18 protein-coding genes are annotated in these 18,779 nt (G+C 73.5%); 7 read left to right on the top strand and 11 right to left on the bottom strand.

Annotation, left to right across the window (positions count from 1 at the left end):
- Nucleotides 1–6: 6 nt before the first annotated feature.
- Nucleotides 7–588 (top strand): TetR/AcrR family transcriptional regulator, encoded by a 582-nt coding sequence (locus ACWDXC_RS30110; RefSeq protein WP_219515183.1) that lies wholly within the window; start codon nt 7–9, stop codon nt 586–588.
- Here ACWDXC_RS30110 and ACWDXC_RS30115 read toward each other — a convergent pair whose 3' ends face one another.
- Both ACWDXC_RS30115 and ACWDXC_RS30120 read right to left on the bottom strand, forming a co-directional pair.
- The gene (locus ACWDXC_RS30115) at nt 589–1,233 is read right to left on the bottom strand and encodes a hypothetical protein (protein WP_449987214.1); all 645 of its coding nucleotides are present in this window, start codon (nt 1,231–1,233) and stop codon (nt 589–591) included.
- Nucleotides 1,230–2,597: an alpha/beta hydrolase gene (locus ACWDXC_RS30120; RefSeq protein WP_449987217.1), complete on the bottom strand. Its 1,368-nt coding sequence runs from the start codon at nt 2,595–2,597 to the stop codon at nt 1,230–1,232. Before ACWDXC_RS30120 ends, ACWDXC_RS30115 begins: the two co-directional genes overlap by 4 nt.
- 114 nt (nt 2,598–2,711) lie before the next feature.
- Here ACWDXC_RS30120 and ACWDXC_RS30125 point away from each other — a divergent pair, with 114 nt between their 5' ends.
- Together ACWDXC_RS30125 and ACWDXC_RS30130 are read left to right on the top strand one after the other, a co-directional pair.
- Nucleotides 2,712–3,770, top strand: coding sequence for a sensor histidine kinase (locus tag ACWDXC_RS30125; protein ID WP_449987220.1), 1,059 nt, complete (start codon nt 2,712–2,714; stop codon nt 3,768–3,770).
- The gene (locus ACWDXC_RS30130; RefSeq protein WP_449987223.1) at nt 3,767–4,405 is read left to right on the top strand and encodes a response regulator; all 639 of its coding nucleotides are present in this window, start codon (nt 3,767–3,769) and stop codon (nt 4,403–4,405) included. Before ACWDXC_RS30125 ends, ACWDXC_RS30130 begins: the two co-directional genes overlap by 4 nt.
- A gap of 15 nt (nt 4,406–4,420) precedes the next feature.
- Here the strand turns inward: ACWDXC_RS30130 and ACWDXC_RS30135 are convergent, their stop codons facing one another.
- The 6 genes from ACWDXC_RS30135 to ACWDXC_RS30160 all read right to left on the bottom strand — a co-directional run bounded on the left by ACWDXC_RS30135 (nt 4,421) and on the right by ACWDXC_RS30160 (nt 11,523).
- Nucleotides 4,421–5,863, bottom strand: coding sequence for a multicopper oxidase family protein (locus ACWDXC_RS30135; protein WP_449987226.1), 1,443 nt, complete (start codon nt 5,861–5,863; stop codon nt 4,421–4,423).
- Between the two features lie 93 nt (nt 5,864–5,956).
- A complete protein-coding gene (locus ACWDXC_RS30140) occupies nt 5,957–6,574 on the bottom strand; it encodes a cation transporter (protein ID WP_449987229.1) in 618 nt (205 codons plus the stop codon).
- The gene (locus ACWDXC_RS30145; protein ID WP_357583527.1) at nt 6,571–6,930 is read right to left on the bottom strand and encodes an ArsR/SmtB family transcription factor; all 360 of its coding nucleotides are present in this window, start codon (nt 6,928–6,930) and stop codon (nt 6,571–6,573) included. Before ACWDXC_RS30145 ends, ACWDXC_RS30140 begins: the two co-directional genes overlap by 4 nt.
- Before the next feature lie 30 nt (nt 6,931–6,960).
- Nucleotides 6,961–7,959 carry a C-terminal binding protein gene (locus ACWDXC_RS30150; RefSeq protein WP_449987232.1) on the bottom strand — a complete coding sequence of 333 codons (999 nt, stop codon included), beginning with the start codon at nt 7,957–7,959 and terminating at the stop codon, nt 6,961–6,963.
- Nucleotides 7,946–9,703: an IlvD/Edd family dehydratase gene (locus tag ACWDXC_RS30155; RefSeq protein WP_449987236.1), complete on the bottom strand. Its 1,758-nt coding sequence runs from the start codon at nt 9,701–9,703 to the stop codon at nt 7,946–7,948. The genes ACWDXC_RS30150 and ACWDXC_RS30155 overlap by 14 nt, the downstream gene beginning before the upstream one ends.
- Nucleotides 9,703–11,523, bottom strand: coding sequence for a glycoside hydrolase family 15 protein (locus ACWDXC_RS30160; protein WP_449987239.1), 1,821 nt, complete (start codon nt 11,521–11,523; stop codon nt 9,703–9,705). Before ACWDXC_RS30160 ends, ACWDXC_RS30155 begins: the two co-directional genes overlap by 1 nt.
- A gap of 213 nt (nt 11,524–11,736) precedes the next feature.
- Here ACWDXC_RS30160 and ACWDXC_RS30165 point away from each other — a divergent pair, with 213 nt between their 5' ends.
- Both ACWDXC_RS30165 and ACWDXC_RS30170 read left to right on the top strand, forming a co-directional pair.
- A complete protein-coding gene (locus ACWDXC_RS30165) occupies nt 11,737–12,576 on the top strand; it encodes a universal stress protein (protein WP_449987242.1) in 840 nt (279 codons plus the stop codon).
- 9 nt (nt 12,577–12,585) lie between these two features.
- Nucleotides 12,586–13,401 (top strand): helix-turn-helix transcriptional regulator, encoded by an 816-nt coding sequence (locus tag ACWDXC_RS30170; RefSeq protein ID WP_449987245.1) that lies wholly within the window; start codon nt 12,586–12,588, stop codon nt 13,399–13,401.
- Here ACWDXC_RS30170 and ACWDXC_RS30175 read toward each other — a convergent pair.
- Nucleotides 13,381–14,937: a long-chain-fatty-acid--CoA ligase gene (locus tag ACWDXC_RS30175; protein WP_449987248.1), complete on the bottom strand. Its 1,557-nt coding sequence runs from the start codon at nt 14,935–14,937 to the stop codon at nt 13,381–13,383. The genes ACWDXC_RS30170 and ACWDXC_RS30175 overlap by 21 nt on opposite strands.
- A 216-nt stretch (nt 14,938–15,153) precedes the next feature.
- Between ACWDXC_RS30175 and sigJ the strand changes: the two genes are divergently transcribed.
- Nucleotides 15,154–16,029, top strand: a complete 876-nt coding sequence (gene sigJ, locus ACWDXC_RS30180; RefSeq protein WP_449987250.1) for an RNA polymerase sigma factor SigJ — start codon at nt 15,154–15,156, stop codon at nt 16,027–16,029.
- Between the two features lie 69 nt (nt 16,030–16,098).
- Nucleotides 16,099–17,226, top strand: a complete 1,128-nt coding sequence (locus ACWDXC_RS30185) for an NAD(P)/FAD-dependent oxidoreductase (RefSeq protein WP_449987253.1) — start codon at nt 16,099–16,101, stop codon at nt 17,224–17,226.
- 6 nt (nt 17,227–17,232) lie between these two features.
- Here the strand turns inward: ACWDXC_RS30185 and ACWDXC_RS30190 are convergent, their stop codons facing one another.
- Nucleotides 17,233–18,402 (bottom strand): ATP-binding protein, encoded by a 1,170-nt coding sequence (locus tag ACWDXC_RS30190; protein ID WP_449987256.1) that lies wholly within the window; start codon nt 18,400–18,402, stop codon nt 17,233–17,235.
- A gap of 113 nt (nt 18,403–18,515) precedes the next feature.
- The gene (locus ACWDXC_RS30195) at nt 18,516–18,719 is read right to left on the bottom strand and encodes a hypothetical protein (RefSeq protein ID WP_449987259.1); all 204 of its coding nucleotides are present in this window, start codon (nt 18,717–18,719) and stop codon (nt 18,516–18,518) included.
- Nucleotides 18,720–18,779: the final 60 nt, after the last annotated feature.

Consider the following 18,779-nt stretch of genomic DNA (forward strand, 5'->3'; position numbering starts at 1 on the left):
GAAGTCATGGACTCCCAGGACACGCGCGCCCGGATCGTACGGGCCGCCGCCGAGCTGCTGCAGCGGCAGGGCTACGAGGGCGCCTCCGTCAAGCCCATCGCCCTGGCCGCCGGCGCCTCGGTCAGCTCCGTGTACCACTTCTTCCCCGGCGGCAAGCAGGAGCTCGCGGTCGAGGCCGTGCGCCACGGCGCCGCCGAGTACGCCGACCTGCTCCGCGAGGGCCTGGCCTCCAGCCCCGACCCGGCGGAGGGCGTCGCCGCCTGCGCCCGGCTGATGGTGTCCGCGCTGAAGACCTCCGCCTGGGTCGACGGCTGCCCGGTCGCCGTCACGGCGCTGGAGACCGTGGGCCGCGTGCCCGGCATCCAGCAGGCGGCCGACGAAGCCCTCGCGCACTGGCAGCGGCTCGTCAGCACCGCGATCCAGAAGGCGGGCGTCCCCGCCGACACGGCCGACGAGCTGGCCAGCACCGTCATCAGCACGCTGGAGGGCGCCGAGCTGCTCAGCCGCGTCCGCCAGGACGACCTGCCACTGCGCCGCGCCGCCACCCACCTGTCCCAGCTCGTCCGCCTGGCGGTGAACCAGGCCTGATCAGCGCAGGCCGGGCCAGTCGTCCCGGCCGGACCGGCTGACCTGACAGGCGGCCTCGGCGTACACGCGGGGGTCTTTCGAGGCCGCGCGCAGCCACTCGTCCAAAGTGACCGGCAGGGACGCGCGGGGCTCGGCCAGGCAGCGGTCACCGGCCGGCGCCAGGTAACGGGGGTCGCCGCTCACCAGGACCGCCAGCCCCTCGTCGAACCACTGCGGCACCTCCTCCCCGCCGAGCCGGGCGTGCAGCTCCACGTGGGCCAGCTCGTGCGAGGCGATCACCGGGTCGACGCCGCGCGGCGACAGCATCACCGACCGGTTGAGCACGGCGATGCCGCGCTCGCGACCGCCGCCGATCCTGCGGTAGCAGTCGTCGGACAGGCACACGAGGATGTCCGGGGCGCTCTCCCGGCCGCCGAAGAAGTCACGTACCCGCTGGTCGGCCTGTGCGACGACCTCGGCCACGTGCCTGCGCCGGTCCGGCGGCAGGCCGGGCTCGGCGTACACGCCGGGCTGCAGGCGCTCCAGGCCGTAGCAGCCGGGGCACGTGGTGGCCGCGACGGACGGGAAGGCGATCGCCGTCACCGCCACCGCGGCGGCCAGCAGGAGCGCGATCACCCCGCCCGCGATCCGGAGCCTCCTGGTCACGGACACGTGGCGCCCCGGGGCGGCAGCCGGCGCTCGGTGACGTACCTGCTGACGTGCTCGACGACGCACGGGTTCGCCATCGCGCCGAACAGGTTGTGGCCGGGGCCGTCGTGCCTGATCGTGCGGCTGCCGGGGATCCGGCTGACGACCCGGCGGGTGGAGTCGTAGTCCTGCCAGGTGCCCGCGCCCAGCATGGGCGGCAGCGTCTTGGGCATCGGGGCGGGCGGGTTCGTCACCGGGGCCGGCCAGCCGGCGCAGGTGAGCGGCAGGTGCCAGGCGAGGGCGAACGAGGCGCCGGCGCTGGGGGCGAGGGCGCGCAGCCGCCTGGTCGTCCGCGCGAGGTCACGCTGGTCCGCCGGGCGGGGCAGGTCCAGGCACTCCTTGTAGCCGCCGCCGGGGGCGCCGGGGTAGGGCTGGCGGGGAGACAGCGCGAAGCCCGACGCGTCGCCCTTCTCGGCGGCCGTGATCGCCGCCACGACATCGCCCCAGCTCGCCGGGCCGGGCCGGAGCTTGAGGAACGCCAGCGCCCGGAGCTGCGTGCCGTCGTAGCGGGCGTCGACCCGAGGGGCGGGGATCGGCTCCCGGTCGGCCTTCGCGGTCAGGGCCCGCCAGCGCTTCTCCGTCCCGGCGGGGGCCCAGGCGAAGAAGCGGTCCAGGAACCGCTCGGTCTCACGGGCCTCGGCGTCGAGCTCGCGCTGCCAGTCGCGGACGCTGTGGTTGCGGGTGCCGTCGACGTACAGCGTGCGCACGCGGTCGGGGAACAGGCGGGCGTAGGACTGGGCGATCGTCCCGCCGTAGGAGAGCCCCAGGAAGTTCATCCTGTCGTCGCCGAGCGCCCGGCGGACGGCGTCGGCGTCGCGGGCGTCGTCCGCGGCCGACATGTGGTCGAAGAGCTCGGGATCGGTGTCACGGCACGCCTCGCCCCGGGCCCTGTTGGCCGCGGCCACCCGGTCGAAGCCGGCCTGGTCGGCGGGGAACGCCGGGGTGCGCACGAACCCCCAGTCGCACTTCAGCACCGCGCCGCTGAGCCCGGGATAGCCGCGCGGGTCCCACGTCACCACGTCCATCGACCGCCGGATCTGGTCGAAGATCCGGGTACGCGAGCCGAGCGAGGCGATCTGGAAGCCCTGCGGGCCGCCGAAGTTGACCAGCACGGACCCCTCCCTGGCGCCGGTGGCGGGCAGCCGGGCCACCTTCAGGACGAGCTTACGGCCGCTGCCGGGGGACAGGGCGACGGGCAGGTCCGCGCACTGGAGCTCGGGCGCGTCCGCGACGGGGCAGGCGCTCCACGACAGCCCCGGCTGCGGCGCCGGAGCGCTGACCGGGGCGGTGAGGATGGCCACCCCGAGAAGTGTCTTGAACATGCGACGAAACGCTAGAAGTCACCCCCGACCCGGGTCTGCCCCCGAAGGTCAGCGGACATTGTTCACCAAAGTGGACTATGAGCACCCCGATACGCCCTGAGTAGGGTGAATCCCATGTCCAGGTATGCGGTCGTCGCCGCCGTCGTGGTCGCGGACACGGCGCTGTTGTGGCTGGACGGGACCCAGGGCTGGATGCTCGCCGCCTACGCGGTGGCCGTGGCGCTCACCGTGACAGCGGCGAACCGGCTGCCGTTCGCCGCCTTCTTCGCGGCGCTGGCGCTGGCCGTGCTCACCGGCGCTTCACTCGCGCTGCTGGCCTGCACCGGCTTCCAGGCCGGGCACCGCATCTCCGCGCGCAGGGACGTGGTGGTGACGGCCTGTGCCCTCAGCGCGTACGTGTGCGTCCTGCTGCTGGCCGTGCAGCGGTCCCCGGGCTCCGACGAGCCGTGGATCAGCCTGGCCCGCGTCGTCATCCTGACCGCCCTGCCGCTGCTCGCCGGCCGGTACGTGGCCCAGCAGCGCGAGCACATGCGCCGCGAGCGGGCCCTGATCGCCGAGCAGGAACGCCTGCGCGAGCGGCTGCGCATCGCCCAGGACATGCACGACTCGCTCGGCCACCTGCTCAGCCTGGTCTCCGTGCAGGCCGCCGCGCTCCAGGTCGGCCCGCTGCCGCCGGACCAGCGGCAGGCCGTGGGCGGCCTGGCCGACACCGCCCGAGCCGCCGCCGCCGAGCTGCACGAGGTGGTCAACGCGCTGCGCGAGCACGACGTGCCCGGCCTGGACGACGTCGGCGACCTCGTCGCCCGCTCCCGCGCCGCCGGGGCCACGGTGACGGTCGACACGTCCGGCGAGGCCGTCCCGCTCGCCGACCCGAGGGCCTCCCACGCCGCCTACCGGGTCGTCCAGGAAGGGCTGACCAACGCGGTCAAGCACGCGCCCGGCACGCCGATCACCGTGTCGCTCGACTGGCAGCCCGACGCCCTGCTGATCTCGGTGGCCAACCCGGCGCCCCGCGCTCCCGCGGCCTCCACCGGCGGCGGCAGCGGCCTGCGCGGGCTCACCGAGCGCGTCGCCTCGGCCGGCGGCCTGCTGCGCGTCCACCCCGGGCCGCGCGAGTTCCGGCTCGTCGCGATGCTCCCGCTGGTGCCGGTCCTCGCGGAGGCAGCCTCATGATCAGGACCCTGGTGGCCGACGACGAACCCCTCATCACCACCGGCATCCGTACCGTCCTGGAGTCGGCGGGCGACATCGAGGTGGTGGCCACCGCCAGCGACGGCCGCGAAGCCGTGCGGGCCGCCCGAAGCCACAGCGTCGACGTCGCGCTCCTCGACCTCGCGATGCCCGTCATGGACGGCCTGGCCGCCGCCGCCGAGCTGACCGGCACGCGGGTGGTGCTCCTCACCGCCTTCGGCGACCAGGACAACGTACGGCGAGCGGTACGGCAGGGCGTGTCCGGGTTCGTGCTGAAGACGTGCACCCCGGACGAGCTCATCCGCGCGGTCCGCGCCGCGCACGCCGGGCACGCGTACCTGTCGCCGGCCGTGGCCCGCCAGGTGCTCGACATGGCCGCGCCCGGCGACGACGAGCGCGGACGCGACGCCGCCCGCAGGCTGGCCACGCTCACCGCGCGCGAGGCCGACATCCTCGCCCTGGTGGCGCAGGGTCTGTCCAACGCCCAGGTGGCCAGGCGCGCCCACATGACCGAGGCCAGCGTCAAGACCTACGTCAGCCGCATCCTCGCCAAGCTCAACTGCGCCAACCGCGTGCAGGCCGCCCTGCTCCTCCGCGACGCGCCGTTCCCTGCCTGACTCCGGCGGTGAGCGTCAGTGCCCCATGTCGTGCTTGCGGCGCGGGGGCCTGCCGTAGCCGAGCGTGCCCATCATGCCCTGCTCCTGGTGGAAGAGGTTGTGGCAGTGGAACATCCACTCGCCCGGGTTGTCGGCGTGCACGTCGATCTTCATGCGTTCGCGCGGCTTGATGTTGACGGTGTCCTTCCTCGGGCCGCCCCGGTCGGTGGTCCGGACCTGGAAGGTGTGGCCGTGCAGGTGCATGGGGTGCCACATGTGGGTGTCGTTGTGCATGACGATCCTGATCGTCTCGCCGCGCTCGACGCGCAGGCGCAGCGGGTCGTCGGCGCCGTGGCCGTTGAGGGTCCACTCGTCGCCGCCGGGGCGCTTACGCAGGCCGAACGTGACGTTGACGGTCCGGGAGGGCTGGGGGAGCTGGTCGGCCCGCCGAGCCTCCAGGTCCTCATATTTCAGCATCCGGCGGTTGAGCTCCGGCACCGTGCCGTCCGGCGACGGCCTGCGCGCCCCCCGCGAGGTCCGCACCACCGCGAACGCCCGCCCGCTCTTGCCCTCCGCCATCGCCATCAGCGGGAACGCCCCCTCGCCCAGCGTCGTGACGAAGTCGTAGCGCTCGCCCATGCCCAGCACGAACGCGTCCACGGTCACGTGTTTGCACGGGAACCCGTCGGTGTGGGTGACGGTCATGCGGTGCCCGCCGAGCGCGACCCGGAACGCGGTGTCGGCCGCCGCGTTGATCACCCGGAACCTGACCCGGGCGCCAGGACGGCTGTGGAACGTCCTGGGCTCGTTCGCGGTGTGCCCGTTGACCAGGTAGTACGGGTAACGCATGTGCCCCGCGACGCCGCCGAGGAGAGGGCTGCTGAGGCCCTTGTCGTGCGAGGTGGCGCTCATCCGCCGCTCGGCGTCCTCGGGGGTGCCCTTGACGCCGTCCTGCCAGTCGTCGAGCACGACCGTGAACTCCTGGTCGTAGCCGAGCGGCTCGCGCGGGTCGGCCACGACGAGCGCGCCGTACAGGCCGCGGTCGCTCTGCATGCCGACGTGCGAGTGGTAGAAGTACGTGCCGGGGTCCGGGACGGTGAACACGTAGTCGAACGTGCCGCCGGGCGGGGTCGGCCGCTGCGAGAGGCCGGGGGCGCCGTCCATCTTCGGGGTGATGCGGATGCCGTGCCAGTGCACGGTGGTCGGCGCGGGCAGCTCGTTGACGAGCCTGACCCGTACGGTCCGGCCGGCGGTGCCCCGGATCAGCGGGCCGGGCAGCCGGTCGTCGTACATCCAGGTGGACAGGGTGCGCCCGTCGAGGACGACGGTGCCGGGCCGGGCCCGCAGCACGCTGCCCCGGGGAGCCGGGGCGGCCACCGCGGGGGTGACCATCGGGCCGACCACGGGGGCGGCGCCCAGGGCGGCGAACACGCCGCTGACGAACAGCCTGCGGGACACGGCCCCACGCGAATCATTCACTGCGGATCCTCTCCTTCACCCCACGCAAAGTAACGGAGAGTCACCGACAGGGCACGGCGCGACGCGCCCGGTTCGGCTCTGATCGTCCGCGCGTCAGCAGCAGGCGTCGCCGCGCCACGCCTCGCGGCCCTCCTTGACCGCGACGGCGGCGATGACCAGGGCGGCGATCGGGTCGGCCCAGGACCAGCCGAACAGGCTGTTGAGCGCCAGCCCGGCCAGCAGCACGCCGGACAGGTAGGTGCACAGCAGGGTCTGCTTCGAGTCGGCCACCGCGGAGGCGGAGCCGAGCTCGCGGCCGGCGCGCCGCTGCGCGTACGACAGGAACGGCATGACGACCAGCGACAGCGCGGCGATGATCAGGCCGGGGGTGGAGTGCTCGGCCTCACCGGCGCCCAGCAGGGCGCGTACGGCGTCGAAGCCGACGTAGGCGGCGAGCGCGAAGAACGAGATCGCGATGACCCGCAGCGCCGTCCGCTCCCGCTTCTCGTGGTCGGCGGCGGTGAACTGCCAGGCCACGGCGGCGGCCGAGGCGACCTCCACGACCGAGTCCAGGCCGAAGCCGATCAGGGCGGCGGAGGAGGCGGCCGTGCCGGCGGTGATGGCCACCGCCGCCTCGACGACGTTGTACGCGATGGTGGCCGCGACCAGGAGCCGGACGCGGCGCCGCAGGACCGCCCGCCGGTCCGGGGCGGGCGGGTTCAGCGTGGTCATGACGCCTGGGCGGGGCGCAGGGCCACGGCGTGGCCGGTGGCGGCCAGCAGGTGCTCGGCCGAGGCGAGCAGGTCCATCAGCTCGGGCCGGGTGAGGGAGTAGAAGGACTGGCGTCCTTCGGCCCGGTAGTCGACCAGGTCGCAGTCGCGCAGGCAGGCCAGGTGCTTGGAGACGGTGGACTGGGCCAGGCCCAGCTCGCCCACCAGGTCGACCACCCGCGCCTCGCCGCGCGCGAGGCGGGCCACGATGCGCAGCCGGTTCTCGTCGGACAGGGAGTGGAACAGTGCCGCCGCCGGGGAGACGCCCGCGGCGATGTCCGCGCTCACGCAGCGCCCGGCCTCACTATCAATCGCCATACGGCGATGATATTCCAATGGCGTGATTCCTCAAGCCGTCAGGTCGTTGACCGGGCTGCGGGCGCCCTGCCCGGTCAGGACCCGTACGGCCTCCTCCGCGGCGAAGCGCCGCACGGTGGCGACGGCCTGCTCGGAGTAGTAAGCGGCGTGCGGCGTGACGATCACGCCGGGCAGCGCGAACAGGGGGTTGCGGGGCTCCCAGCCGCGCTGCTTCGCGGGCTCCTCCTCCAGGTCGTCCAGGGCCGCGCCGGCGATCCAGCCCTCGGTGAGCGCCTGGTGGAGCGCCGCGTCCTCGACGATCGGGCCGCGGGCGGTGTTGACGAGCAGGGCCGTCGGCTTCATCCTGCGGAGCGTCGTACGGTCGAAGGCGTGGTGGGTGCCTGGCGTGAGCGGCGCCTGGATCACCAGGTAGTCGGCGCCTTCCACAAGCTCGTCGAACGACACCGGCCGCACGCCGCGGGCCCGGATCTCGGCCTCGTCGACGAACGGGTCGTGCGCCCACACCTCCACGCCGAACGCCTTGGCGCGTTCGGCGATGAGCTGGGCGATGAAGCCGAAGGACAGCAGCCCGAACACCCGTCCCCGCAGCCGCCAGACCGGCTCCCCGCTCTGCCAGCGCCACACGCCCTCCCGGGTCGCCCGGTCGTACGCGCAGATCTTGCGGGCGGCGGCGAGCCAGAGCGCGACGGCGTGGTCGGCGACCTCCTCGGCGCACCAGTCGTTCGGCGCGTTCGTGACCTGGATGCCGTGCCGGGTCGCGGCGTCGACGTCGACGATGTCCACGCCCGTGCCGTAGCGGGCGATCACCCGGCAGCGGGTGAACGCCTCGATCGCGCGGGCCCCGATCCGGGCGTACTGGGTCAGCACGCCGTCGGCGTCCCGGCCCTTCTCGATCACCTCCTCCTCGCTCTTGCACTGGGCGGCGACCAGCTCGAACCCGGCGCCCTCCACGATCGCGCGCTCGATGTCCACGTCGCCGAAGTCGGAGTCGGCGATCATGATGGTGCCTCTGGCGTCAGTGCGAGTCACGGGGAATCCCCTTGGTGTGGACGATGTCCTGGTAGTCCAGGGCGAGCTCCAGGCAGCCGCCGCCGTCGAGCTGCCCGACCGTGGCGCGGTAGATCTCCTGCCACGGCGTCTGGTTGTCGAGGGGCGGCGGTGTGTGATCGGCCCACCGTCCGGCGATCTCCTCGTCGGTCAGCAGGACGTCGACGCGGGCGTTGTCCAGGTCGACGCGGATGCGGTCGCCGGTGCGCAGGATGGCGAGGTTGCCGCCCGCCGCGGCCTCGGGGCTGGCGTTGAGGATGGACGGCGCGTCGGAGGTGCCGCTCTGGCGGCCGTCGCCCAGCGTCGGCAGCGTCGTGATCCCCCGCCGGATCAGCGTGGCCGGAACCTCCATGTTCACCACCTCGGCCGAGCCCGGATAGCCGATCGGGCCGGTGTAGCGGATGACGAGGATGCAGTTCTCGTCCAGCTCCAGGGCGGGGTCGTCGATGCGGGCGTGGTAATCCTCCGGCCCGTCGAAGACGACGGCGCGGTAGTCCGCCACCGGGCGGAGGTCGCCGGCCAGGACGGAGGTCTTCATGACCGCGGAGCCGAACAGGTTGCCCGTCATGATGAGCAGCCCGCCGCGCGGGGCGAGCGGCTGGTCGTAGGGGCGGATGACCTCCGGGTCGGCGGGCGGGGCGTCGGCCAGGTTCTCGGCCACGGTCCGGCCGGTGACGGTCACGGCGTCGCCGTGCAGGCGCCCGGCCGCCAGCAGCGACCTCATGAGGGCGGGCAGGCCGCCGGCGCGGTAGAAGTCCTCGCCGAGGAACTCCCCGGCGGGGGCGACGTTCGCCAGCACCGGGACGTCGCCGCCGACGCGCTGCCAGTCCTGGATGGTCAGCGGCACCCCGACGTGCCGGGCGATGGCGTTGACGTGGATGGGCACGTTGGTGGATGCGGCGATGGCCGAGGCGACCACGATCGCGTTCTCGAAGGCCGGCATGGTCATGATCTTGCGCGGGGTCAGGTCCTCGCGGACGAGATCCACCGCCCGGCGGCCCGTGTCGTACGCCATCTGCGCCCGTCGCCGGTACGGGGCCGGGATCGCCGCGCAGCACGGCAGCGACATGCCCAGGGCCTCGGCCAGGCAGTTCATCGACAGCGCGGTGCCCATCGTGTTGCAGTGCCCGATGCTGGGCGCGGAGGCCGCCACGCGCGCCGAGAACTCGGCGTAGTCGATCTCCCCGGTGGCCAGCAGCCGCTTCGACTGCCAGATCACCAGCCCCGAGCCCGACGCGGCCACCCGCTGACCCTGGTGATAGCCGTTGAGCATCGGCCCGCCGGACAGGACGATCGCCGGGATGTTCACCGTCGCCGCCGCGGCCAGGCACGCGGGCGTGGTCTTGTCGCAGCCCGTCGTCAGCACGACCCCGTCGAGCGGATACCCGTACAGAACCTCGACCAGCCCCAGGTAGGCGAGGTTGCGGTCCAGCGCGGCGGTCGGACGCTTGCCGGTCTCCTGGAGGGGATGGACGGGGAACTCCAGCGGTATGCCGCCGTTGTCGCGGATGCCGTCCCTGACCCGGTCGGCCAGGGCCAGGTGGTGGCGGTTGCAGGGGACGAGGTCGCTGCCCGTCTGGGCGATGCCGATGATCGGCCGGCCGGACTGGAGCTCGCCCGGGGTCAGCCCGAAGTTGAGGAAGCGTTCGAGGTAGAGAGCCGTCATCTCCGGGTTGCCCGCGTTGTCCCACCACGCCTGGCTGCGCAGGCCGCCTGTGGCCGCCATCAGGATCCCTCCGATCGGGCGAGGTTGACGCCGCTGGCGATGACGCCGATGTGGCTGAACGCCTGGGGGAAGTTGCCCATGAACGCGCCCGTCGACGGGTCGATCTGCTCCGGCAGCAGCCCCAGCGGGCTGGCCCGGGCGCACAGCGACGCGTAGAGCTCCCCGGCCCGGTCCCGCTCGCCCAGCAGGATCAGGTTGTCGACCAGCCAGAAGCTGCACAGCAGGAACCCGCCCTCGTCGCCGGGCAGGCCGTCGGGGGAGCTCTCGTGCAGGTAGCGGTAGAGCAGGCCGTCACCGGCCGACAGGCGTGCCGCGATCGCCGCCGTCGTGGCCGCCATGCGCGGGTGACCGGCCGGGACGACCTTGCGCAGCGGAAGCGCGAGCAGGCTGGCGTCGAGGCTGCCGCCGCCGTCGAGATGCTCGCTCAGACACTGGGCCCTCTCGTCCCAGGACTCCTCCAGGATGATCCGGCGCAGCGTCTCGGCCTCCCGGCGCCAGGCCGCGATCTGGCCGGGCATGCCGAGGCGCTCGCCGATCGCCGCGGCCCGGTCGAGGGCGACCTGGCACATCCCGGCCGAGTACGTGAACACCCGGCCTTCGCTGCGCACCTCCCAGATGCCCTGGTCCGGCTGCCGCCACGTGCTCGCGGCGGCCTCGGCCAGCTCCGCCAGGCCGGACCAGAGCGCGGGCTGGAGCTCGCGGCCGGGGCGCAGCCACTGGTCGGCGCAGTCCAGCACCTCGCCGTACACGTCGTGCTGGCGCTGGTCGGCCGCGCCGTTGCCCCAGCGCACCGGGGCCGAGCGCCGGTAGCCTTCGAGCTCGGCGTCCTGGACCTCCTCGGGCACGGCGGCGCCGAGCAGCGTGTACATGATCCGCGGACTGCGGCTCTGCTCGAAGGCGTCCAGCACCCAGCCGAGAAAGGCGTCGGCCTCCTCGCCGAAGCCCACCCGGCGCAGCGCGAACACGGCATAGGCGGCATCCCGGATCCAGGTGTAGCGGTAGTCCCAGTTGCGCACCCCGCCGATCGGGGCGGGCAGCGACGAGGTCGGGGCCGCGACCAGCGACCCGTTCATCCAGTCGTCGCACAGCTTCAGCGTGATCACCGATCGCCGGACCAGCGCCGCCTGCGGGCCGTCGTAACCGCACTTGGCCATCCAGCGGCGCCACGCTCCGGCGGTGTCGCGCAGCATCGTCTCGGGGGCGAACCGGTGGTGCCGGTGGATGCGCCCCCACGACAGCACCAGGTCGAGCCGGTCGCCCTGCTCCAGGTCGTGCTCGGTGCGCAGCCCGGTCAGCGGCCGGTTGGACCGCAGGTGCAGGCGCAGATCGGGCCGCCGCAGCGCCCGCACCTCCAGGCCGCTGCCGAGCGCCCGGGCCTGCCCGCCGCCGCGCGGCTCCAGCTCCGCCCGCAGGCGCACGCTCCCGCTCACGACCACGGCCGAACGGACCAGCTCGGCCCGGCCCGCCCCCGCGTCGTCGCTGAGATCGGCCCCGGCGCGCAGGGCCAGCGCGTCCGTGATCCGTACCAGCCCGGACGGCGCGCGCAGCTCGGTCACCAGCACGGCGGTGTCGGGCTCGTAGAACTGGCGCGCCTCCAGCAGGCCGTCCGCGGTGAGCGTGAAATGCCCGCCACGGGCCCGGTCCAGCAGCCCGCACACCAGCGGTTCGCTGTCGAAGCGGGGAAGGCACAGCCACGGGATCGAACCGTCCAGGCCGACCAGCGCCGCCGTGTCGCCGTCGCCGATCAGGCCCAGGTCCTCCAGCGGCAGGTAGCCGTCCGCGCGGAGGACCGGGCGGAAGGGCGGGTCGGTGTCGAGCATCGCCGAACTCTTTCGTCGGAATGGACTGCATCACCGAGTACCCCCGGCGAAGGAGCGGATAACGCCGCTTCTCCGCAGGTCAGCGGCCGGGAATTAATAAATTCTTTGGCGAATGTCTAACGGTCGCCGCGTTACTCCGATCGGGCCGGCAGGCGTGATGCCGGCCACGGTCAGCCGGGTATGGGAGGGAAGAATCCGGGGGGAAGGTGCGTGATGGTCAAATCTGTGGTGGTCGGCGTGGACGGCTCCGCGCCGTCGGACACGGCGCTGGAATGGGCCGCCGCCGACGCGCGGCGGCGGGGGCTGGGCCTGCGGCTCGTCCACGTGTGCGAGCACTCCCGGTTCGGCCGGGAGGCGACGGACTACTGCGCCGGGACCCTGGAGGCCGCCCGCGACCGGGTGAGCCGGTCGGCCGGCGGCGTCGAGGTGACCACCGAACTGCTGGCCGGGCACGTCGTGGACGCGATGGTCGGCGAGTCGGCCACCGCCGACAGCGTGGTGCTCGGCAGCCGGGGGCTCGGCGGGTTCAAGGGGCTCCTGATCGGCTCGGTGAGCGTGGGCGTCGCCGGTCACGCCGCCTGCCCGGTGGTGATCGTACGCGGCTCCGCCGAGCCTGCGCACGGCCGCGTCGTCGTCGGCGACGACGGCTCCCGGTGCGCCGAGACCGCCCTGGCCTACGCCGCCGAGCAGGCCCGGGCCAGGGACGTGCCGCTGCTGGTCACGTACGCCTGGCAGGTGCCCGTCACGCCGTCGCTCGCGGTGGGCTACAGCGCGCTGCTGGAGCGCTCCTGCGAGGCGGAGCTCCGTACGGCGGCCGAACGGCTGAGGGTGTGGCGGGAGAAGCACCGGGACATCGAGATCGTCGGCGAGCAGATCGCCGGGCATCCGGCGGAGGCGCTGATCAAGGCCGGGGAGACGGCCGATCTGGTGGTCGTGGGCACGCGCGGCCTGGGCGGTTTCGCCTCCGCCGTGCTCGGGTCCGTGAGCCGGACGGTGCTGCAACAGGCGACCTGTCCGGTGGCGATAGTCCGCCCAGGGGCGAAACAGGCATAAAGTGCGGTGATGTCGCACCCCTGGCGCGGCTGGTGCCTCCTGCGGCCCGGCCTCCTGCTGTACGGCGGCACCGTCGGCACCAACGAGCCGCACGCGCACCACGCGGTCCAGCTCATCGTCGCCGCCGAGCCCTTCACGCTGGCCGACGCCCACGGGGAGCGGCTGACCACGCGGATCGCCGTCGTCCCGCCCGACACCGGCCACACGCTGGTCAGCGGAGCCCATGACGCGCTGCTCGCCCACCTGGACCCGCGCAGCGCGCCCGGCCGCGCCCTGCTCGCCCGCTCCGGCGCGGGGGCGCGGGCCTCGACCTGGTCGCCGCCCGCCGTCCTCGCCGGTTCCGGCGCTCAGGACGGGCGCGAGGGAGCCAGGCCGCTCATGTTCGCCGAGCCGACGGCCGGGCACCCGCGCTCGGCCGAGGCGGCGGGCGCGCTGCGCACGGTCGAGGCGTGCAGCGGCCACAGCGGCGCCGCCGACGCCGCCCTCCACCCGGCCGTGGACGCGGCGATCGCCGTCATCCCCGCGCTCCTGCCGGCAGGACCGGTACGGCTGCGCGCGGTGGCCGACGCCGTCCATCTGTCGCCGAGCCGGCTCGCGCACCTGTTCGGCGCGCACGTCGGCATCCCGCTGCGGCCGTACGTGCGGTGGCTGCGGCTGCGGCAGGCCATCGACCGGGTGGCCGCCGGGGAGACGCTGACGGCGGCCGCGCACAGCGCCGGGTTCACCGACGGCCCGCACTTCACCCGCGCCTTCCGGCGCACCTTCGGCAACACGCCCTCCGAGCTCGCCGCCGCGATCGACTGGTTACCCGACGTCGGCCCGTGACCGGCGCAGCTCCCGCTTGAGGATCTTGCCGGTCGCGGTCATCGGCAGGCTCTCGCAGAACTCGACGATCCGCGGATACTTGTAGGCCGCCATGTTCTCCCTGCACCACTCCACGAGCTCGGCCTCGGTCACCGCCGACCCGGGCGACCGGATCACGTACGCCTTGACCTCCTCGCCGTGCGAGCCGTGCGGCACGCCGACCACCGCCACCAGCGAGACCGCCGGATGCGTCATCAGCACCTCCTCCAGCTCGCGCGGGTAGATGTTGAACCCGCCCCGGATGATCATGTCCTTGGTGCGGTCGACGATGGAGTAGTAGCCGTCCTCGTCGCGGGTGGCGATGTCCCCGGTGCGGAACCAGCCGTCCCGCAGCACCTCCACCGTCTCCTCCGGCCTGCCGTGATAGCCCTTCATGATGTTGTGCCCGCGCACGGCGATCTCCCCGGGCCCCTCGCCCTCGACCGTGTTCCAGTCGTCGTCCACCAGCCGCATCTCCACCCCCCACACCGGGAAGCCGATCGTGCCCGGCCTGGTCGGCCGGCTGAGCTGGTTGAAGCAGGCCGCAGGGGACGTCTCCGACAGCCCGTACCCCTCCAGGATCGGGATGCCGAACGTGGCCTCGAAGTCCTTGAGCACCTCCACCGGGCAGGCGGCCGCCCCCGACACCGCCACCCGCAACGACGCCGGCACCTCGGCCTCACCCGCGTGAATCTTCGCCAGCATCGCCCAGTACATGGTCGGCACCCCGGCGAACATCGTCACCCGCTCCCCGCGCATCAGCTCCAGCGCCTGACCGGGCTCGAACCGCGGCACGAGCACCAGCGTGGCGCGGCGGCGCAAACTCACGTTCATCACCGAGGTCTGGCCGAAGGAGTGGAACAGCGGCAGCACCGCCAGCGACACGTCACCCTCGGGATCGCGGGGGAACATCTCATCGCTGACCATCGTGTTGAGCAGCAGATTCGCGTGCGTGAGCTCCGCGCCCTTGGGCCGCCCCGTGGTGCCCGACGTGTAGAGGATGGCCGCGACGTCCTCCGCCCCGGTGCCCACCGTCTCGAACTCGCCCGATTTGCCGTCCAACGCCGCCCAGAACGACTCCCCGTGCTCCGACTCGGTCGCCAGCGGCGTCGCGGGCAGGACGAAGAAGTGCTCACACCCCTCCGTCGCGTCCGCCGCCTCCCGCCCGCGCGCCCCCGTCGGCAGCTCGGGCGTGCCCTCGAAGCAGAACAGCGCCTTCGCGCCGCTGTCGTCCAGGTGGTACGCGATCTCCCTCGGCTGCAACAGCACGTTGAGCGGCACCACGGTCGCCCCGGCCTTCAGGATGCCGAAGTACACGAAGGGGAAGTACGGCACGTTCGGGCAGAGCAGCGCCACCTTGTCGCCCCTGCCGATCCCGCGCTCCACCAGCAGATTGGCCACCTGGTTCGCGACGGAGTCCACCATGGCGTACGGCAGCCGCAGATCCCCGTACACCAGGGCGGTGCGGTCCGGGACCGCGCGGGCGCTGTCTTCCAGAATGATCGACAGGTTGAGCATCGGGGCCCCTCTCGTCGGAACGCCTCGTCCGCCCCCAGCATGCTCCGCCCCCCACCCCCAGCACTTGTACGAACGTGCCGACTCCACCGGCCACGGCCAGTACGGCCGAGCGCGCCCGGCAGCGGCCGGAACCGGCGGACCCCGCGCGCTCGTGGCGTCGGGGCGCACGTAGCCTCGGCATCGGAGGAGAGCGGTCGCAGGGGATCGGGGTGCGAGGTGGAACCGACGGGCACGGCGCTGACGGAGGCCGACTGGGCGGCCCACCGGCCGGCGGTGTTCGGGGCCGCGTACCGGATTCTCGGCAGCGTGGCCGAGGCGGAGGACGTGGCGCAGGAGGTGTGGTTGCGGGCCGCCGCCGCCGACCTGTCCGAGGTGCGCGACGTGCGTGCCTGGCTGGTGACCGTGTCCGCCCGTACGGCTTACAACGTGCTGATGTCGGCGCGCGTGCGGCGCGAGTCGTACGTCGGGCCGTGGCTGCCCGAACCGCTGCTGACCGGGCCCGACGCCGCGACCCGGGTGCTCGTGGACGAGTCGGTGAGCACCGCGATGCTGGTGGTCATACGGACGCTCACCCCCGCCGAGCGCGTGGCGCTGGTGCTGCACGACGTGTTCGACCTTCCGTTCGCGCGCATCGCCGAGGTGCTGGGCGCCACGCCCGCGGCCAGCCGCAAGCTCGCCTCGCGGGCCCGTACGCGGGTCGCCGCCGTCACGGAACGGCCCCGCGCCTCCAAGGCCGAGACCAGGCGGGTGCTGGAGGCGTTCAGGGCGGCGGCCGAGGCCGGTGACCTGGCCGGGCTCGTCGCGCTGCTGGACCCCGAGGCCGTCTACGTCGCCGACGGCGGCGGCAAGGCGACGGCGGCGCGCAGGCCGGTCCGGGGCGCCGCGATCATCGCCCGGCTGGCGATCAGGCAGGTCGAGCTCAGGCGTCCGGACGCCGTACGCGTCGTCGAGGTCAACGGGGAGCCCGCCATGGCGACCTACTCCGGCGGCGCGCTGGTCTGGCTCGACACCGTGGAGGTCAGCGGCGGGCGGATCACGGAGTTCAGGAGGCTCGTCAATCCCGACAAGCTTCCGCGCATCGGTCACATCTGAGCCGGCTGTCTTGTCTCCCTGCCGAACCCTCCCCGTCCGTGGAGGGACAGGCTGAGAGAGGACGAGACGGTGGCACAGGTTGTGATCATCGGTGGTGGTTTCGCGGGCGTGTGGAGCGCGGCGGGCGCGGCGCTGGCGCGCGGGGAGCGGGACCTGCGCATCACGCTCATCGCGCCCGGCGAGCGGATGGTCCTGCGTCCGAGGCTGTACGAGCCCGACCCGGGCCTGGCCACGGTGGAGCTGCGCAGGATCCTCGACCCGATCGGTGTCGAGCACCTGCGCGCCACGGTCAGCGAGATCGACACCGCCCGCCGCGTGGTGGTGGCCGACGGCCAGGAGATCCCGTACGACCGCCTGGTGCTGGCGGCGGGCAGCGAGCTCGTCCGGCCACGGGATCTGCCCGGCGCCGAACGGCTCTTCGACATCGACACCCTGGCCGGGGCCCAGCGGCTCGCCGACCGGCTGCGCGGCCGGGCGGACAGTTCCGTCGTGGTCGTCGGCGCCGGGTTCACCGGTCTGGAGGCGGCGACCGAGCTGGCCGCCCGGGGCCGGGTGCTGCTGGTGGACCAGGCGGCGGTGGTCGGCGAACAGCTCGGCCCGGAGCCGCGCGAGGCGATCGAGTCGGCCCTGGACGAGCTCGGCGTCGAACGCCGCCTCGCCACCACCGTGACCGAGGTCGGCGACGGCTACGCAGCCCTGTCCGACGGCACCAAGGTCGAGGCGGACGCGGTCGTCTGGTCGGTGGGCATGCGGGCGAACCGGCTCACCCGGCACATCACCGGCTCACTCGACCACCTCGGCCGGATACCGGTGGACCGGCACCTGCGCGCCCTGCCCGAGGTGTTCGCCGCCGGCGACACGGCCGCGGCGCCCTACGACGCCGGGCACACGGTCACGCAGTCCTGCCAGCACGCCGTTCCGCTCGGCAAGGTCGCCGGGTACAACGCGGCGGCCGACCTGCTCGGCGTCCCTCCGCGCGACTTCACCCCCGGCCCGTACGTCACCTGCCTCGACCTGGGCGGCGCCGGCGGGATCTTCACCCGCGGCTGGGACCGGAAGGTGATGGCCACGGGCGCCCACGGCAAGGAGATCAAGCGGCAGATCAACCAGGCGATCCACCCGCCCGTCGACGACGCCGCGAAGATCCTCGCCGCCGCCGACGACGTCTACCTGGACCTCCCCTTCTTCCCGCGCTAGAAGCCGCTAGAAGCTCCCGCTCCTCGATAACGGCCGGTCCGGAGCCTCCTCGCCGCCGGGCTCCGGCCGCACCGCCAGCGGCAGCCGCAGCACGAACCGGGCGCCGTCCGGATGATCGGCCACGAACAGATCGCCCCCGTACGCGTGGGCGATCTCGCGGGCGATCGGCAGGCCGAACCCGGAGCCGCCGGTGTCGAGCGTGCGCGCCTGGTCGTGCCGGTAGAGCCGGTGGAAGATGCGCTCCCGGTCTTCGGGCGGGATGCCGGGCCCGTCGTCGATGATCTCCAGGACGGCGTACGGCGGCGTGGCGGTGACCACGAACTCGATGGTGGTGGTGGTGTGGCGTTCGGCGTTGGCCACCAGGTTGGACAGCAGCCGGGCCAGCCGCACCCGCGAGGCCCGTACGACCACGCCCTCCTCCAGCCGGGTGACCACGGCCGCGCTCGGCGGGTGGGCGCCGAGCTCCTCCACGACCAGGCGGGCCAGGTCGACGAGCTCGACGCCGGGCGGCGGGGCCGTGTAGAGGCGGGCCAGGGCGAGCAGGTCGCCGACGATCTCGTTGAGCCGTTCGGCGTCGCGGTGCAGGCTCCGCAGCGTCCGGCGCAGGTCCGCGCCCGGGTCGGACAGCGCGTCCTCCAGCTCGGTCAGCAGGCCCGTGATCGGGTTGCGCAGGTCGTGCGCGGCGTCGAACACGAACCGCTGCTGATGCTCGATCGTCTCGTGCAGCATCGACACCTTCTGCTGCTCCTGCCGGTACGCCTGGTGGAGCAGCCCGTCGGCCCCGGCGTCCGGCTCCTCGGCGGCGCCGGCGGCCTCCGCCTGCCCGAACACGACGATGATCCCCTTGGCGGCGCCCGACGGATCGAGCACCGGCGCGCTCGTCATCCGCCAGTGGCGCGGGTCGGGCGGCGCCCAGTCGTGCCGCAGCAGCGGGACGACCTCGCCGACGCCCGCATCGGCCACGCGCTCCAGCGACGCGCGCACCTTCGCCGCCCCCGCCGCGCTCAGCCCCCTCGGGGCCACCGGCAGGGACCGGCCGACGACCTCGTCCCGCTCCTGGCCGGTCATCCGCAGGCACGCGTCGTTCACGGCGAGCACGACCAGCTCGCGGGTGAGCAGCATGCAGGGACACGGCAGCGCCTCGAATGCCGCCTGGTAGTCGACCGTCGCTCCCATCACCGGGTCCCCCTCAGCCGCCATCTACCCTCAGAGGCCCCGCGACATGCGAAAACATCAGAGAGCGGTCAGCCCAGGCGCATGACGCGGCCCAGCGCCGGCGACCCCGCGGTCTACCTCAGGTCGGAGAGGTCGCGCGCCTTGCCGTCGGCCTGTGCGCGGCGGACGAGCCGGCCGAGGATCTTCAGCAGGAGGGCGCACAGCCGGAGGTTTCTCCGGGTCATCGCCCAGCCCAGCCCAGGCTCCGGTGAAGCCACCGCGACGTCGCCCGGCAGAAGACCCTGCTCCGCGAACACTTCGCCGGTCTCGACGGCCACGTTCCGCGCTGGCTCGCCGAACTCGACCGCACCCCGGCCTTCTACTTCGACTCCATCACC

This window comes from Nonomuraea sp. NPDC003214 (genome assembly GCF_053590035.1).

Coding starts and splice junctions, on each gene's coding strand:
- ACWDXC_RS30140 (WP_449987229.1), bottom strand. CDS start 6,574: ATGACCACGCTGAACCCGCCCGCCCCGGACCGGCGGGCGGTCCTGCGG.
- ACWDXC_RS30165 (WP_449987242.1), top strand. CDS start 11,737: ATGGTCAAATCTGTGGTGGTCGGCGTGGACGGCTCCGCGCCGTCGGAC.
- ACWDXC_RS30160 (WP_449987239.1), bottom strand. CDS start 11,523: ATGCTCGACACCGACCCGCCCTTCCGCCCGGTCCTCCGCGCGGACGGC.
- ACWDXC_RS30125 (WP_449987220.1), top strand. CDS start 2,712: ATGTCCAGGTATGCGGTCGTCGCCGCCGTCGTGGTCGCGGACACGGCG.
- ACWDXC_RS30170 (WP_449987245.1), top strand. CDS start 12,586: ATGTCGCACCCCTGGCGCGGCTGGTGCCTCCTGCGGCCCGGCCTCCTG.
- ACWDXC_RS30110 (WP_219515183.1), top strand. CDS start 7: ATGGACTCCCAGGACACGCGCGCCCGGATCGTACGGGCCGCCGCCGAG.
- ACWDXC_RS30175 (WP_449987248.1), bottom strand. CDS start 14,937: ATGCTCAACCTGTCGATCATTCTGGAAGACAGCGCCCGCGCGGTCCCG.
- ACWDXC_RS30130 (WP_449987223.1), top strand. CDS start 3,767: ATGATCAGGACCCTGGTGGCCGACGACGAACCCCTCATCACCACCGGC.
- ACWDXC_RS30145 (WP_357583527.1), bottom strand. CDS start 6,930: ATGGCGATTGATAGTGAGGCCGGGCGCTGCGTGAGCGCGGACATCGCC.
- ACWDXC_RS30155 (WP_449987236.1), bottom strand. CDS start 9,703: ATGGCGGCCACAGGCGGCCTGCGCAGCCAGGCGTGGTGGGACAACGCG.
- ACWDXC_RS30120 (WP_449987217.1), bottom strand. CDS start 2,597: ATGTTCAAGACACTTCTCGGGGTGGCCATCCTCACCGCCCCGGTCAGC.
- ACWDXC_RS30190 (WP_449987256.1), bottom strand. CDS start 18,402: ATGGGAGCGACGGTCGACTACCAGGCGGCATTCGAGGCGCTGCCGTGT.